Source organism: Desulfosporosinus meridiei DSM 13257 (assembly GCF_000231385.2).
Taxonomy (GTDB): domain Bacteria; phylum Bacillota; class Desulfitobacteriia; order Desulfitobacteriales; family Desulfitobacteriaceae; genus Desulfosporosinus; species Desulfosporosinus meridiei.
Genome location: NC_018515.1, coordinates 2,293,940 through 2,309,610, shown reverse-complemented (window position 1 = coordinate 2,309,610; position 15,671 = coordinate 2,293,940). Strand labels below are relative to the sequence as shown.

The 15,671-nt window shown below is 43.8% G+C and carries 15 protein-coding genes, 1 pseudogene and 1 riboswitch; of the genes and pseudogenes, 2 read left to right on the top strand and 14 right to left on the bottom strand.

What is annotated here, in order from left to right:
* Positions 1 to 5: 5 nt before the first annotated feature.
* The 10 genes from cbiB to DESMER_RS10565 all read right to left on the bottom strand — a co-directional run bounded on the left by cbiB (position 6) and on the right by DESMER_RS10565 (position 9,419).
* A complete protein-coding gene (cbiB, locus tag DESMER_RS10610) occupies positions 6 to 977 on the bottom strand; it encodes an adenosylcobinamide-phosphate synthase CbiB (protein ID WP_014903049.1) in 972 nt (323 codons plus the stop codon).
* A 91-nt stretch (positions 978 to 1,068) separates the two neighbouring features.
* On the bottom strand, positions 1,069 to 2,613 hold the full coding sequence (locus DESMER_RS10605) for a cobyric acid synthase (protein WP_014903048.1): 1,545 nt from the start codon (positions 2,611 to 2,613) through the stop codon (positions 1,069 to 1,071).
* A gap of 396 nt (positions 2,614 to 3,009) precedes the next feature.
* Positions 3,010 to 3,645 (bottom strand): precorrin-8X methylmutase, encoded by a 636-nt coding sequence (locus DESMER_RS10600; RefSeq protein ID WP_014903047.1) that lies wholly within the window; start codon positions 3,643 to 3,645, stop codon positions 3,010 to 3,012.
* Positions 3,642 to 4,010, bottom strand: coding sequence for a sirohydrochlorin chelatase (locus tag DESMER_RS10595; protein WP_014903046.1), 369 nt, complete (start codon positions 4,008 to 4,010; stop codon positions 3,642 to 3,644). The genes DESMER_RS10600 and DESMER_RS10595 overlap by 4 nt, the downstream gene beginning before the upstream one ends.
* The gene (cobK, locus tag DESMER_RS10590; protein WP_014903045.1) at positions 4,007 to 4,771 is read right to left on the bottom strand and encodes a precorrin-6A reductase; all 765 of its coding nucleotides are present in this window, start codon (positions 4,769 to 4,771) and stop codon (positions 4,007 to 4,009) included. The genes DESMER_RS10595 and cobK overlap by 4 nt, the downstream gene beginning before the upstream one ends.
* Positions 4,768 to 5,457, bottom strand: a complete 690-nt coding sequence (gene cobJ, locus DESMER_RS10585) for a precorrin-3B C(17)-methyltransferase (RefSeq protein WP_014903044.1) — start codon at positions 5,455 to 5,457, stop codon at positions 4,768 to 4,770. The genes cobK and cobJ overlap by 4 nt, the downstream gene beginning before the upstream one ends.
* Positions 5,458 to 5,483: 26 nt before the next feature.
* The gene (locus DESMER_RS10580) at positions 5,484 to 6,602 is read right to left on the bottom strand and encodes a cobalt-precorrin 5A hydrolase (protein WP_042334440.1); all 1,119 of its coding nucleotides are present in this window, start codon (positions 6,600 to 6,602) and stop codon (positions 5,484 to 5,486) included.
* A 57-nt stretch (positions 6,603 to 6,659) separates the two neighbouring features.
* On the bottom strand, positions 6,660 to 7,451 hold the full coding sequence (cobM, locus tag DESMER_RS10575; protein ID WP_014903042.1) for a precorrin-4 C(11)-methyltransferase: 792 nt from the start codon (positions 7,449 to 7,451) through the stop codon (positions 6,660 to 6,662).
* On the bottom strand, positions 7,432 to 8,169 hold the full coding sequence (gene cobI / locus DESMER_RS10570) for a precorrin-2 C(20)-methyltransferase (RefSeq protein WP_014903041.1): 738 nt from the start codon (positions 8,167 to 8,169) through the stop codon (positions 7,432 to 7,434). Before cobI ends, cobM begins: the two co-directional genes overlap by 20 nt.
* A complete protein-coding gene (locus DESMER_RS10565) occupies positions 8,169 to 9,419 on the bottom strand; it encodes a bifunctional cobalt-precorrin-7 (C(5))-methyltransferase/cobalt-precorrin-6B (C(15))-methyltransferase (RefSeq protein WP_014903040.1) in 1,251 nt (416 codons plus the stop codon). The genes cobI and DESMER_RS10565 overlap by 1 nt, the downstream gene beginning before the upstream one ends.
* 162 nt (positions 9,420 to 9,581) lie before the next feature.
* Positions 9,582 to 9,765: riboswitch (cobalamin riboswitch) on the bottom strand.
* Positions 9,766 to 9,972: 207 nt separating this feature from the next.
* On the opposite strand from DESMER_RS10565, the pseudogene DESMER_RS10560 reads away from it, so the two are divergent.
* A pseudogene (locus DESMER_RS10560) lies at positions 9,973 to 10,551 on the top strand (Uma2 family endonuclease).
* Between the two features lie 77 nt (positions 10,552 to 10,628).
* On the opposite strand, the gene DESMER_RS10555 reads toward DESMER_RS10560, so the two are convergent.
* The 3 genes from DESMER_RS10555 to DESMER_RS10545 are packed head-to-tail and all read right to left on the bottom strand — an operon-like array spanning position 10,629 to position 12,726.
* Positions 10,629 to 11,975 carry a B12-binding domain-containing radical SAM protein gene (locus DESMER_RS10555; protein WP_014903039.1) on the bottom strand — a complete coding sequence of 449 codons (1,347 nt, stop codon included), beginning with the start codon at positions 11,973 to 11,975 and terminating at the stop codon, positions 10,629 to 10,631.
* 45 nt (positions 11,976 to 12,020) lie between these two features.
* Positions 12,021 to 12,236, bottom strand: a complete 216-nt coding sequence (locus DESMER_RS10550) for a helix-turn-helix domain-containing protein (protein WP_014903038.1) — start codon at positions 12,234 to 12,236, stop codon at positions 12,021 to 12,023.
* Between the two features lie 10 nt (positions 12,237 to 12,246).
* Positions 12,247 to 12,726: a DUF2975 domain-containing protein gene (locus tag DESMER_RS10545; protein WP_014903037.1), complete on the bottom strand. Its 480-nt coding sequence runs from the start codon at positions 12,724 to 12,726 to the stop codon at positions 12,247 to 12,249.
* A 685-nt stretch (positions 12,727 to 13,411) separates the two neighbouring features.
* Between DESMER_RS10545 and DESMER_RS10540 the strand changes: the two genes are divergently transcribed.
* Positions 13,412 to 14,326 carry a gluzincin family metallopeptidase gene (locus DESMER_RS10540; RefSeq protein ID WP_014903036.1) on the top strand — a complete coding sequence of 305 codons (915 nt, stop codon included), beginning with the start codon at positions 13,412 to 13,414 and terminating at the stop codon, positions 14,324 to 14,326.
* Between the two features lie 81 nt (positions 14,327 to 14,407).
* Here DESMER_RS10540 and cbiD read toward each other — a convergent pair whose 3' ends face one another.
* Positions 14,408 to 15,535 carry a cobalt-precorrin-5B (C(1))-methyltransferase CbiD gene (cbiD, locus tag DESMER_RS10535; RefSeq protein ID WP_014903035.1) on the bottom strand — a complete coding sequence of 376 codons (1,128 nt, stop codon included), beginning with the start codon at positions 15,533 to 15,535 and terminating at the stop codon, positions 14,408 to 14,410.
* Positions 15,536 to 15,671: the final 136 nt, after the last annotated feature.

The following is a 15,671-nucleotide window of genomic DNA, read 5'->3' as shown; positions in this document are numbered from 1 at the left end:
TCTTTTTAGCGTAGATAAGCTAAAGCAAGCGCGGGTATCAGAGACAGCCAGGTGGATGTTTTTACCAGCTGACGGCAGCGAACAATATCAGTGGCATTGACTGGATGGAGTGCATCCCCCATCTCAGCACGATGATGGGTCTTCCCGTGATAAATATTAATTCCACCTAATTGAATTCCCAGCAAACCGGCAACCACACTTTCCGGATTTCCACCATTGGGGCTGGGGTGTCCTGAGGCGTCCCGCTTCCACATCCGGTACGCATGAGCAACAGGCATTCTTCTCAATTTTCCTGCCAGGAGCAAGATGGGAACCGATAAGCGGGCAGGCAGGTAGTTTGCCCAATCATCTGTGCGAGCTGAAAACCAGCCAAAGTCTATATACCGTTCATTTTTATAACCGACCATTGAATCTAAGGTACTCACGGCTTTGAAGGCCATGGCCAAGGGGGCACCTCCCAGAGCCGCGTAAAAGAGAGGAGATAGTATTCCATCGACAAAGTTTTCCGCTAAAGTTTCGACGGTTCCACGGGCAATTTCCCCTTCGAATAGACTTGTCGTATCACGGCTGACTAACCAGGAAAGCTGGATCCGAGCCTCATTTAAATCCCCTTTAGTCAGGGGGACTAGGACATTTTGCCCCGCATCTAAAAGAGATTTCGCGGCCAGGGTGGTAAATACTATATATATGCTTAAAGCAAAACCAAGGATAGGGTGGAAAAAGTTAGCGAGAGAGACAGCCCCCCAAGTAAGCAGATAGCTTCCACCTACGACAGCTAAGGTTAACAAGACCCCATTTTGCCGTCGTACCTGCGGAGTTCCCTGATTGAGCTTCTCCTCTAAAAAACTAATCCCCTTGCCAATCCCTATAACCGGGTGGGGCCAGCTGTGTGGATCACCAATAACTTGATCGAGAATAAACCCACAGAGAACAACCATTGGAAGGACTGCCCCAAACCAACTAAGCGTTTCTATCATTAATAAACTTCACATCCTAGACTCCTACTTTAAAGCAAGAGTTCTCTGCTATAGGTCTTTTGCAATTCTGCAGACATCCCTAAACCCGTTTCTAAAAATCAGCCCTTAAACCCATAATATCTCGTATCCGTTCCAGATCCACATTCTGCCGCACTAAATCCGCCAACTCATTAAACGCCGATTCACGCAGAGCAGCCTGGGAAAGTGAAGCTTCGACGGGTCTCCGGGTTCCTCTGCGCTCCCACAACCAGTTTAACAAGGAGGCCCTCAAACTATCATTATCAAAAATCCCGTGCAGATAAGTTCCATAAGAATTTCCAGACTGCAAACCATCGAGATTGGATTCTCCATTGGAAGTTAAATTGAAGAGAGGCAAATGCCCTTCATCCAACATGGATCGGCCCATATGGATTTCATAACCTTCAACAGTTTCTCCGGTGCAGGCTTTAAAAAAGCCCTGATCCGTCAAGATGGTCCCCTTGCTTTGAACAGTATGTTTTTGAGGATAGAACTCTGTAACCATGGGCAGAATCCCCAATCCCGCTACCTCTTCCAGCTCAGATTCCGTATGCAGAGGATCCTTTACCAGACGTCCCATCATTTGATACCCCCCGCATATTCCTATCACAGGAACTTCTTCCCCGCAAAGGGCCAGTATTTGTTCCCCTATTCCACTATCATGAAGAAAGCGCAAATCAGCAAGAGTATTCTTGCTCCCCGGAATAATCAGAAGGTCAGGTTTTCCCAGATTGGCCCGCTCTGTGACATAACGTACGGAGACATCCGGCTCATCCTGCAAGGCATCAAAATCCGTAAAGTTAGAGATATAGGGTAATCGAATTACAGCTACATCCAATTGCTGATCAAGGGAAACCGAAGGCTTTTCTACCGCTTCACTCAAAGCAACAGAATCTTCATCGGGAATACGGATTTTAAAGTAAGGAACAACCCCTACCACCGGAATTCCTGTCTTTTCCTCAATAAAATCAAGGGCCGGCTGAAGCAGTTTGATTTCTCCGCGAAACTTGTTAAAGATAATTCCCTTGATCATCGCTCTCTCTTCAGGTTCTACCAATTCTAAGGTTCCTACAACAGAGGCTAAAGCGCCGCCGCGATCGATGTCTGCTACAAGTAAGACCGGGGAATTAGCTTCCAGGGCAACTCTCATATTGACAATGTCATTTGACTTAAGATTAACTTCCGCCGGACTTCCGGCCCCTTCGATAATCACCATTTCATACTCATCAATCAGGGAGTGAAGAGCTTCAGTAACATACGGCCAAGTCATACGCTGATACTCCCCATGATAGCGCAGGGCTGTTACATTCCCCTGAGATTTGCCCACAATAATCACTTGAGATCCGGCAGGTCCACTTGGTTTAAGCAAAATAGGGTTCATTCGAACATCCGGATCCACTCCGGCAGCTTGAGCCTGAACGACTTGTGCCCTCCCCATCTCCCCTCCAGCTATGGTCACAAAGGAATTGAGGGCCATATTTTGGGCTTTAAAGGGAGCAACCTTATATCCTTCTTGATAAAAAATTCGGCAGAATGCAGCAGCCAACACGCTCTTTCCTACGCTGGAGGAAGTTCCCTGAATCATAAGTTTGGCCGTTGCTTGAGTATCTGAAGACATCTTTTCACCCTCTTTTCTACGGAAGCAAGGGGACAGCACTTTTGCTTCCAACTAATTACAAAGCCAACTAGTCATTAATGCTTATCAATCTGGTGAGCTTCTTAACCGAGATACTAACAGAAAACGACTCTGAAAACACCCCAAAAACATTCTTAACGACAATAGACCCAAAAGACAGGGCGGATTCGTCCAACAGGAGTGAACCCATTGCATGGAGAGGCGGTAACGGACTGCAAGGCTTGCGTGGGATAGCGGAGCCACGGTTCACTCCAGGTATTGCCCAGAGGTTTGGCGAAGCTCCCATGCAAGCGAGTAGGCGAGCCTCGGAATGCTGGTGATCGGATGTGGGCGAATCCGCCCTGCCCCCAGCGACCCATTATTCATTTTCTAATGAATTTACTTTTGCTTTAAAACCGTATAAATCAAGGCATTAACCACTGTTGCCGCAATTGGACTGCCGCCCCGGGTTCCTAGTACGGTAATCGACGGGAACTCTTGGTGTTCCCAAAGGAGATCCTTTGACTCTTTGGCTCCAATAAAGCCAACGGGAATTCCGACAATCAAGGCCGGACGAGTCTCGGGATTTTCTGCAAGACGCAGAACTTCAAGCAAAGCCGTTGGGGCATTTCCAATGGCTACAATGGAACCTTTCAAACCTTCGGCATTCATCCGAAATGCGGTCATGGAACGCGTAATCCCCCAGGCTTTAGCCTGTTCGGGAACTCCGGGAGTGTTTAGAAAACATTCTACCGTCCCGCCCAAGGATTTCAGCTTTTCCTTGGAAATTCCTGCTCTAACCATCTCTACATCGGTAATGACAGTGGCACCCTGTTTCAATGCTTGAAGACCACACGCAATTGCTTCCGGGTGAATCGCAATTGCAGATTCTAAAGAAGGATCCCCCGTAGTATGAATGATGCGTTCAACAACCGGGAGGTCCGTGTCTAACCAAGGACGGGTAAGTCCTGCCCGAATAATCTTCATGCTTTCAGATTCAATTTGACCGGGGTCTAAAATAAAATCTGCTGTCATTCGCCGAGAGCCTCCTTAATGCGAAGACTGGCTAAACTTGCAATTCCGTCGTCAGCTCCCAGTTCTCTGGTGAAGACTATCTCAACCTCGGGATGCTGTTCCCGAATCTCACGCAGTTCTTCATGAATATCAACAGTCACATGCATCCCACGGAAAAGAAAGAGGGGCATTATAACAATGTGCTTTGCTCCACTTTCAATTTTAGCCTCTACCGCTTCCGGCAAGCTCGGGTGGTCATGAGCCATATAAGCGGGGGTTACAGGCTGCCCAATAATTCTGCTTACTTTTTCAGCGACTACTAAAAGTCCTTCGTTTGCTTCTGCTCGACGGCTGCCGTGCCCTAGAATAATAATTTCTGATTTCATGTTATTACCTCCAAATGTTTAATAAATTCTGTAATGGTTTGTTGATTTGAAGCTATCTCTGCCGCCGGTCGTTTCAAAAGAACTAAAGGAAGGTTCAAATTAAGACAGGCTTCTACCTTTTCGAAGGTACCGCCTATTTTTCCACTTTCTTTAGCCACCACGACTTCGATCTTTAGCTGCTTGAACATCGCCTCATCCCATTCTTGGGAGAAGGGGCCTTGAGCAGCGATGATTTGATTCGGTTTTAAACCTAATTTTTCACAGCGCATCAACACCTCAGACGTGGGAAGAACACGGACGTAAAGGGATTTATCCTGCATTAACGGATGAGAAACCCATTCCGGCAACCCATTGCTGCCCGTCGTCAGCATAATTCGTTGTCCTAACTTGGCAGAAAGTTGAGCGGCACCGGATATGTCCTCTGCCCAATAAATAAGAGGATGATCTGGTAACTCCAGTTCTGATCGCTCCCAGCGTTGGTAAGGAATCTTCAAATCTAAGCAAACCTTTTTAGCCATTTCTTTAACCCGTAAAGCGTAGGGATGAGTGGCATCCACTAAGGCGGTAAAATCGTCTGATTTCAAAAGGTTGATTAGCTTCTCTTCATCCATAGCTCCCCAACGGGTCTGCAATCCTTGTTCTTGGGCTAACTCCGCTCCATAAGGAGTCAGTGTAGAAACTAACACCTCATGCCCCCGTTGCTTAAGAGCATTGGCCAGTTCGCGGCCATCCTCAGTTCCTGCTAAAACTAAAAGCCTCACAGCTTATATCCTCGGGGAGTTACCATATAAGGTCCTACAATCCGAGTTTGAGAGTTTCCAATAATAACTGTGGTAAGCATGTCAATTTTGTACTTTGTGAAATCTTCCAGGGTAGTAATCTCAACACTGGATTCCTCTCCGCGCAAGGCTTCACGAACCAGACCCACCGGAGTATCCGGACGACGGTAGCGTAAAATAATCTCCCGTACTGTCTCAATATGCTGAGGGCGACCGTTGCTCTTAGGGTTATAAAGGGCGAAGATAAAATCACCTTCTGCTGCTAAGCGAACTCGTTTCTCAATAACTTCCCAGGGAGTTAACAGGTCACTTAAGCTGATTACTGCAAAATCATGCATTAATGGGGCACCCAACATTGAAGCTGCGGCAGAGGCTGCTGTCACTCCCGGGATGATTTCTAAGGGCATATCTAGAAGGTTCTCTTGTTCCAGACATTCAAGAATAATCCCTGCCATACCATAAACCCCTGCATCTCCACTGCTAACAACAGCAACTCGATGTCCTTCAGCTGCCAAACGAATAGCTTCACGGCAGCGATCTATTTCTTGACGCATGCCTGTGGCGACAATTTGTTGATGGGTTAAAAAGGGTTTGATAAGGTCTACATAGGTTTTATACCCCACTATATACTCAACTTCATTTAAGACCGACTGAACCCTTGCCGTCATATGTTCTTGATCCCCTGGCCCTAGACCTACGACATATAGTTTTCTATGCTGATGGCTACCGTTACTCCCTGCCCCTTGGTCTTGGGCAGAATTAACCTCCCCATTTGGGCTCCCAGTAAACTCGCTGCTTCGCATACACCGTCCACTCCTATCTTTTCGCTTACAAAATTTGATCGACTTAATTGTTCTTGAAGATTAACTCTTTGCAGTTCATCGGCACGAAAGGTTTTAAAGGGAACCTTCAAGCATTTAGCTGCTTCAATCAGTCCCACTTCATCAGATTTAAGGTCAATACTATAAATACCGGCGATGGCTTTAAGGGAAGCTCCGAGTTGCTCTACAGCCATTTTTATACGCTCCAAAATGACCTCCTGGGCAACCCCTCGTCTGCATCCTACCCCAACACTTAAAACCGGGGGGACTAAATATAGACAATCCCTTTTAAGCGACAAATTAGGAAAAGCATCAATAATAACATTAGCTTGATCCTTTTCATTTTCAGTTAAGAAGCAATAATGAGTATCCTTTGTGAAGGCATGGTGCTCTGGCTTTAAGGGATACTTGGCCCAGACCTTAAGATATTCTCGGTTTAATAATAAGCTGTTGACCTCCGGCAAATGATGAACCGGTTCTACCTTCCAGCCAAATCTACGGGCATATTCGTCAGGAGCCACCATTCCTCTTACATCCGTAGCAGTGGTAATAACGGGCACTGCCCCAATCTGTGTGGAAATTTTCCTAGCCCAAGTATTAGCGCCCCCTAAATGACCGGACAGCAAAGGAATTACGAATTCCCCTTCCTCATCTAAGACCAAAACAGCTGGGTCTCGATCTTTTCCTTCTATTAAAGAAGCTATTTGACGCACCACAATTCCTGTTGCCATGACAAAGATCAGCACTGCTGATTCTTGCCACAGGCGAGGAACAACATCCCTTAAGTGGCTGAAGGTTTGTAGTTGAATTTGAGATTGGCCTTGGGTTTGGGCTTGTCGATTATGGTTATTTCCCGGACGGAGTACCTTTTCATGAAGATAAACCTCAAATCTAACATTATCCGGTAAAGTCTTGCCAATACGCAGGATCGTATCCAAGCCTCGGTCAGTTAAGGACAAAAGAGCTGCTTTCCCGCTTGGAGGATTATCCATGCCATCAAAGTCTTGGTAGTGGTTTTTTGTCGTGACCTTATTGGCTTCGGTGTTCACTTACTTATCTGTCCCTTGTCGGTATTCATGGGTAAAGGTCGGATCGTAGAGTTTTGACCGTGCATAACCCTTGGCAGGATCTAAGAAATCTCCTACCAGAATTTGCGCCTGTTTACGGATTCCTGCCCCTTTAACCTTTTCCACGATGGTTTCTAGGGTTCCCAAGAGAATCTCTTCATCCGGCCAGCTTGCTTTAGCGATAACGGCAATAGGAGTTGAGGCAGGGTACCCCCCATCCAGCAACTCTTTGACCACAGTTCCCATGTCTTGAACACTTAGGAAAATCGCCATACTGGCTTGATGCTGAGCCAATTTAGAGAGTGCCTCACGCTCCGGTACAGGAGTTCGACCGGCTAAACGAGTTAGAATCAAGGTTTGACTGATATCCGGCAGAGTAAATTCTCTCTTTACCGCTGCTGCAGCTGCAAACACTGAACTCACTCCCGGTATGACAGAATAGGGAATCTCTTGTTTATCTAAGTATTCGAATTGCTCCTTAATAGCACCATACATACTGGGGTCTCCGGTGTGAAGGCGAACAACTGTCTCTCCGTTATTCGTTCCCTCCAGCATGAGGGCCACAACTTCTTCTAGAGTGAGATGAGCACTATCATGGCAAGGGACACCCGGACGACACATCCCCAGTAATTCCGGATTAACTAACGATCCGGCATAAATCACCCGGTCTGCACCCTCTATAGCCCGGGCTCCTTTGAGTGTGATGAGCTCAGGATCCCCCGGACCGGCTCCGACAAAAATCACTTGGCCTTGGCTAGTTTTCTTTTGGCTCACTGTTTTCCCTCCCCAATAAATCTTTTTTGACAAGCAACAGGCTGAGATAGTCAACTTTTTCCGATTTGAAATCCTCGGGCTTAGGTTCCCAACGAATTCTCTCTTCAGCTTGTCCGAGACGAGTCAGCAAAACTGCCTTTCTCTCACGTTTTTCCAACAACGTCAAAATGTCAGGAAGCCTGCGGGAGACTTTCATCAGGACTAGATTAGGGAAGTTCAGGTAGTCTCCCACATCTTCCGTACTTGGTAAGATAAGGAGAGGTTCATCCCCTGTGGCCAGCGGCAGGTTAATCTTGGCGGCTGCGGCAGCCATGGCTGTTATTCCGGGGATAGTTTTAATGCATTCCTGGGGTAATTGTTCCTGAAGAATATTAAGCAAATAACTGTAGGTACTATACAGGGATGGGTCGCCTAAGGTAATGAAGGCTACTGATTTACCCTGCTTTAATTCTGCCAAAATGGCTTCAGCTCCAGTTTGCCAAGCTTTTGCTAAAACCTGCTGATCAGCAGTCATCGGCATTTCTAGTTCCATTAAACGAGCATCTGAGGGACAATGAACTTTAGCTATATCCCAAGCCACACTTTCTCGATCCATCTTGGATTTTGGAACGGCTACTAAATCGACGGATTTTAGTACTTCGACAGCTTGTAAGGTCAAGAGTTGAGGGTCACCGGGACCGACTCCGACTCCATAGAATTTCCCCCATGATATATTCATCACTTTTCCCCTTTTCTTGCTGAGATAATAAAGATTGGATTCAATGCTTGAGCCATATGCAAGGTTTGTACTGTTTTCCAGCGGACAGCTTGAATAGAAATCGTGTCAATATCCTGATAGTTGTAATCCGTGAGCAATTTTAACCCTTGGGCAACAGTTTCTATGGTTACTGCTGTGATCACGATCCTTCCCCCTTTAATCAGGGGAACTGTTTGTAGTATTTCCGACAGTCTGCCGCTGCTGCCGCCGATGATACAGACATCCACCGGAGGCAGCTCTCCGAAGACATCGGGAGCGGCTCCTGGAATTAGCCGAAGATTTGGAACTGCAAACTTTTCTTGATTAGCTAGAATTAGTTCCTGAGCCTCCGTATTGTGTTCGATGGCGTATACCACACCTTCAGAAGCCAGACCGGCAGCTTCAATACTTATACTCCCCGTGCCCGCACCGATGTCTACAACGCGATCCTTTGTAGAAATTTGGGCTTTGGCCAGGACTTGGACGCGGATTTCCGCTTTGGTCATGGGAACCTTGCCCCTTAAGAACTCCTCGTCTGGTATTCCCAGACTTAACTTTGTACCTCTCTTAGGGGGATAGGAATCAGATGGTTGGTTATTAGAGATACTCGTTTGCTTAGAATCCGGATGAAGAATGACAATGGCATTCTTTAGCAAGGTCTCTTCCTGAGCCAACTTCTCTGCATCCATTGTTGCCCAAAATTCCTCCGGATAAGCCAGGGCATTTCCTATGGATATCTGCGGATTATTTCCCTGCTCCAGATAAAATTGAGCAATTGCCTGGGGAGTGTTTTCCCCACCGGTCAGAACCGCTGTCGGACGGGTTATCACTTGAGGTAATACTGACAGCTCGCGGCCATGAACACTGGCAAAGTCTGCCTCCTGCCAAGCAAGCTCAGCTCTGGCAAAGGCAAACTGCAGAGAACTAATCCCCGGATGTACATCGATCCTCTCCTCGGGAAACTCTTTCTTAAGTCTGGGTAAAAAACTAAAAAACCCTGGATCACCGGAGACGAGAACTCCAATAACGTTCTTTTCCGTTAATGCGCTTCGGATCACTTCTATACTCCTGGCCAGATTACCGGACAGGACATAGGTTTGTCCCGTGAAATCTGGAAAGAGTTCCAGAGCCCTAGATCCTCCGATCAAGATTTCGCAGTTCTTCACAAGTTCATTAATCGCGGGTGGCAACCATTCCGGCCTCCCAGGGCCAATGCCGATCACCTGTAACATTCATTACCCTTCTTCCCTAATGTTGATGTTTTAGTACTTGTTAGCCTTCTGTCAGGCGGCTTCGGTCTATTTTCGCTTTTTTCAGTATAGTATAAAAAAACGAGCCTGAGCGGCTCGTATGGTTTACCCAAATAAACACACACATCTCCTATCGCTCGTAGGTTGGTGATGCTACTTAAGGCAGGTTTCCTGGCTTCAGATCATCATTCTCTCCATTAATCATGTCTAATAACACAACTAGGCGAAGAAAACTCCTTGTTTACAGTGGCGGGACCGCGCCGGATTTTCACCGACTTCCCCTCTTAGATCCTTTAAATTCAAAGGAACCTTAAGCATAACAATATTAATTTAACAAATTGAGTCTTAACAATAATGAGTTATTCTATAAGTATATACTAAATTCCTCTATTTCAAAATAATTTGTTAAAAACATTATAATATTCACAAAGTTTATTCAAATACATGTCATTCCGGTATTCTTATTATGTTCTTGTTCTACGTAAGCGGATATGTTAGATTATTGATAGGAAATAAATGGAACGGAGGGATTTCCTTGGGTAAGAATCTAAAGTACAATCAACGATTGTTTACATACCCAGACTACCTCACGTGGCCAGATGATGAGCGCTGGGAATTAATTAACGGCAAAGCTTACAATATGACTCCCGCCCCTTCTCGTAAGCATCAAGAGATTTCTGGTCAGTTACATACTCTATTCAACAATTATATGAAATGAAAACAATGCAGAGTTTACGCTGCCCCCTTCGATGTACGTTTACCCCAAGTACATGAGAGTGCTGATCAAACATCTACTGTCGTACAACCTGATATTGTAATCATTTGTGACAAACATAAATTAGACGATCGGGGTTGTATAGGAAGTCCAGACTTGGTTATTGAGATAACTTCACCCTCTACGTTTCAAAAAGACCTTAAAGATAAATTTAATCTTTATGAAAAAGTTGGGGTTCGTGAGTACTGGATCGTTCACCCGGAGGAAAAGACTATTTCGGTTTTCCAACTTACTAAGTAAGGAAAATTTAGCCGCCCGGAAGTGTATATTGAGGAAGATTCAATCGTCGTAGGCATTTTTCAAGATCTTATAATAGATTTGCAGGATGTTTTTTCTTAACTCATAAGGAAAGAAAATAGAACCGAAGAACAGTGGCATGTTGTAAGTAAACAAGCCACTGTTCTTCGGTTAAGAGCTTACTCAATATGATAAGAAAGCTTCCTTGCTAATCTACCAACAGAACTCATAAAACCCAAACTAGCAATTTTAGAAATTAATTTCCCAAATTTACGATAGATTAAACTAAATAACAGATATGGCACTTTTTGCTTCGGATGGTCAGGTATTCTTTTAAAAATATTTTTAAATGAGTAGAACTCTTTGTAAATCCACAAATACCCCTCTAGTAATTCTTTCTGACTCATCTGTTTAGGGGAAAAGACAACGTTGGCAGTGTTATAATGGCTTAAATCAAAATCAACAATCCTTCCCTCTGAAAAGAACCTTTCATATAAAATTGTACCTGGATACGGTGTGAGAATGTGAGCTGTCATTGTTTCGACTTTGTTTTTAACCAACCAGTCCAGAGTGTTTTGAAAAACTTGGGGAGAATCATGATCAAAACCAAAGACAAGGCTGGCATTTACCATAATACCTCGCTTATGCAGCTCATGAATCAAGCGCTCATAATTTTCTCGTTTATTTTGGAACTTTTGAACACTTCGAATGGACTGTTCATTAATTGACTCGAAGCCAATAAATAGGCTTTGACAACCACTCTCTTGCATTTGATCTAATACATCCAGATGATTGAGTATATTAGCAGATACAGCTGCATTCCATTTGAGACCAAGGGGTTTAATTTCCTCAAGAAATGCTCTGGTCCAGCCAATATCCCCAATAAGGTTATCATCAATGAACATGACGTGTTTGGTTTTTAGCTGTTTTATCTCCTCAAGGACATTGGCTATTGGCCGATTGCGATATTGATGATGTACATAATCGCAGCTATTATAGCAGAATTCACATTTAAAGGGGCATCCACGGCTGGCAACAATGATATTAGTATAGAGGTATTTTCCAGAGGGAGTTAGACTCCAGCGTGGAATAGGTATTTTGCTGGGATCAGCTATTATCGTGGAATAATACTTAGGTTTTAGTTGACCTAGACTTACGTCGGAAAGAATATCAAGCCAAAGGTTTTCAGCCTCTCCGATACAAATAGAATCCGCAAACTGTAAGGCTTCTTCAGGATTTGCACTGACATGAATCCCGCCCAGGATGACTGGGACCTTTTTCTTGCGATAATACTCAGCAATTTGATACCCTCGATTAGAAGTATCAATATTCACTGTAATTCCAACTAGATCTGGGGAATCCTCTAAGTTAAGTAGATTAGCATTTTCATCTTCAATGATTATTGAATGTTCCTTCGGAGTAAGAGCAGCTAATACTAATAGGGACAAGGAAGGTGACATTAAGCGTTTAAATTCTGAATCCATGGGTCTAAGACTCATTTTTGGCTGGATTAATTTAATTTTCATTCCATTGCCCTTTCTTTTTACTTAAAGATCCCAACTTGATTATCATTAATTGTCTTGGTCATTTTTGTATTCTAAAATATCTCCAGGCTGACATTCTAAAGCTTTACAAATCCCCTCTAACGTTGTTAATCGAATCGCTTTGGCTTTCCCATTTTTTAGAATAGAAAGGTTAGCCATTGTTATTCCAACTCTCTCCGAAAGTTCTGTAACGCTCATTTTTCTTTTAGCCAACATCACGTCAATATTAATTATAATCGCCATCTTATTCACCTCAGACTGTTAAATCATTTTCAGACTTTATCTCTATGGCACTTCTTAATAGTTTTTGCAGAACAGCGGCAAAAACCGCAACCACACTGCAACCAAAAATAATGACCATTCCGATTACTATAATGCCTGGGGCATCATCTACCTCAGCCATGAGATAGATGAGTGGCATAAATACCACGTATAAAGAACTGATGGTGATGGCACAGTATTTGATATTCTTTAAAGCCTTTACAGATAACTCCGAAAACGCCTGGTTATTATCAATATAGCTTAAAAGTCTTAAGGCCTGGTACAAGGCAACGAAAAATACTATCGCCGTTACATACAACCCCATTTGAAAGGGATATTGCAAATAAGCTAACGTTGGATTTAACTCCGCAAAAAATTCAGCTATTTCAGGCACCACAAAAATACATAAAGCAAGGACAGGAAGACTCATTAGAATAACCACTAACTTTAAAAAGAATGTTTCTCGTTTCATCAATAGCACCTCTCTTATTTGATAGTTGTATTCTAATACATTATTTATCGTTTTGCAACAAAGAATTATTGAGTAGCGTTATTTTTATGCCGCAATACAATCAAGGGAGAACGAGGACGAAAGGCGAAAGGCAGGTTTTAACTATTTTTTTATCGATATATTAAATTAATCTCTAATTCCTTAACAAAGGAACCGACAGAGGGTGATAGATTCAGGTGAACACACCTCTGTCCTTATTTTATCTGCATTTCAAGTTCGCGCCTAATAATTGCCTTTCTTGCCAGTGAGGATTACCAATGGATACCTCTAGCGCAAAGCAAGATTCATTGCTAAACTGATGAAGCTGTAAATTTATAAATTAAAAAGGGAGTGGGCTTCTATTTTAGCTAAAAAAATTATTGGAATCCTTAAATCTTTATTAATTTATTTATCTTGGGTTATTGCTTTTACAGTTTTTGCAGGATTAATCGTATTTTTTTACCTTCCAAGCAATAGTAATTTAGAAAATGTACTGGTTATTACACTTTTCCTATGCCTGCCGTTAATCATTATTGTTTTATTTGGTTTAATCAAAGGGAAAATTAACTTCCTTAGAATACCTAATCGAAGGTCTTTGCTTTTTCGGAGTGCCATCTTAATATCTTGTCTAGCCAGTTTCTTCTTATTAGGTGTCGGTCAATCTGCTATGGCCCAGGTGCTCCTGAATGAGAATAGTCAAGACAGGATAACTAATTCGGAGAAAATTGAGTTTATTAAAGACTTGGCCCGAAAAATCTCCTCCAATAAAGCTAGTGCAGAGTATATTAACAGCCTGGATAGTCTAAGCCCTAATGATCGCTTAACAGTTTACTATTTCACAGAGGATAAAGAATTAGCTGAGAAATTAGTAAAAGTTATACCCGAGATTGAACAGCGGTTAAACAAGATGTTTGATGTCAAGGAACCCTTCCCCATAGAACTTATACTATACAATGATTTAGATCAGTTTCGCAAGAGTAACGATATTGCCGAAAGTCAACGGCTTTTAGGCTTATATATCAACAAAAGTATTCATATGGCCAATACAAAGGTCAGTGAAGAAATCTACCAGACTTCCTCCCTTGATCTGGATTTACAAGACCTGAATTATGAAGAAGAAATTATCCATACCCTTGAGCATGAATATACTCATTATTATATCCGAGGATTTCTGGCAGAAAACAACCTGAAGGAAGACATTCCCCGATGGTTCGATGAAGGACTGGCAGTTTATTATGGATCTGAAGGTTATCTCACAGATGTAGAATTTGAGTTTCCGGACTTAAAGAATTCCGCGATCCCCTTACAAGATTTAATGGGTTATATCGAATGGGAGAAAAATACAGAATCCGAAACTGCCAGTGATATAGCTTATAATGAATCCTTTATGATGGTTTACGAATTAATAAAAACTAAAGGTGAGAAGGTCATAACGGATATTTTGCTTAAAGGAATTCCCAAGGCCCAAGACCTAAGTACTAATGAGAAGACACAGTTTACGGAATCTTTTTTAGAGCAGGTTGGAATGACTATGGATGATTTTCAAAATCAAGTGCTGACGAAATACTCTAAATCTAAATAAGAAGAGTGATAATAAAAGCGACGTGAGAGGACTTACCTCTCACGCCGCTTCTATTTACCACCTTTCATGCGTTTCACTTAACTAAATTTCACTTGTCCAGGCCCACCCTTGTTCCTCGACGATTCTTCGGGCCTTCATATCCCAACCCACAGGCTGTCCGTCTAATAAGGTCATAATTGTCCCCACACTCAGTCGCCCAAAGGTGAAGGCCTGGGCTCTTTCACTTGCCAAATGGGCCAAGTGGTGAAGCAGCTTTTGCTCACCCATTTGCAAGAGTTCAGTGGTTGCTCCTTCGGTGGTTGGAAACTCAGCCAGATACTTCAAGCTGTCTAGATTGAGTCCTGCTAAGGCAGCATGGGCGAGCAAGATTTCCATTCGAGCATCGGCGACCCGATTATGAGTGTGGAAAATCCCAGCCGAGACTTTGATGAGCTTGCCTACATGCCCTAAGAGAATGACCTCCTCAATACCCCGATAAGCTGCTTCTTCCAGCATGTAGCCCACAAAATTACTCATTTGAATGACAGCCTCCGGGGGAACTTTAAAGCCCTCTGTCGCTACTCTGAATCCATAATGCCCTGGAGTAAGCACAATGGCTTTATATCCATAAGCTACAGCCTGATCCAACTCCGGCAGGATCGAGGTTTTAAAGGCCTCTTCAGACATGGGCCGAACAATCCCGCTTGTTCCAAGGATGGAGATTCCTCCAATCACTCCCAGCCTGGGATTAAGGGTGCGCAAGGCCGTGGTTTCTCCGGCAGGAACTTCGATAGTAATTTCAACTTCTTCCACCGGGAAAACCTCCCGGACTGCTTCCCTGATCATCCTTCTGGGGACAGGATTAATGGCACTTTCTCCAACGGGAATGGCCAGGCCTTTCTTAGTAACCGTTCCAACTCCCCGGCCTCCGCGAATAAGAACCTCTCCCTGAGGTGAGATTAACCGCACAAGGGCCTGAATCTCCAGGCCATGAGTAATATCCGCATCGTCTCCGCCGTCTTTTAAAATACAAGCTCTCCCTTCCAAGTTATGGATTTCTCCACTATGGATGGGCATAGTCAGCCGGGCTGAACTGGGGAGCGGTATCTCAATCTGCTCAGCCAAACTCTCTCCTCTCAAGAGGAGGCAGGCAGCTTTTGCCGCCCCGGCGGCACAACTTCCTGTGGTATATCCTTCTCGCCAAGTATGTCGATCTTTATCTCTTGCCATGGTTTTCTCTCCCACATCAATTAATCCAAAGGTTCACTTGGTATGAATTCTATCGAAGGTAGATATGAATTATCTTAAATAAAGTATAGGTCATGTACTAACACCATGCAAACTACTTCCCAATTATTATGTATTA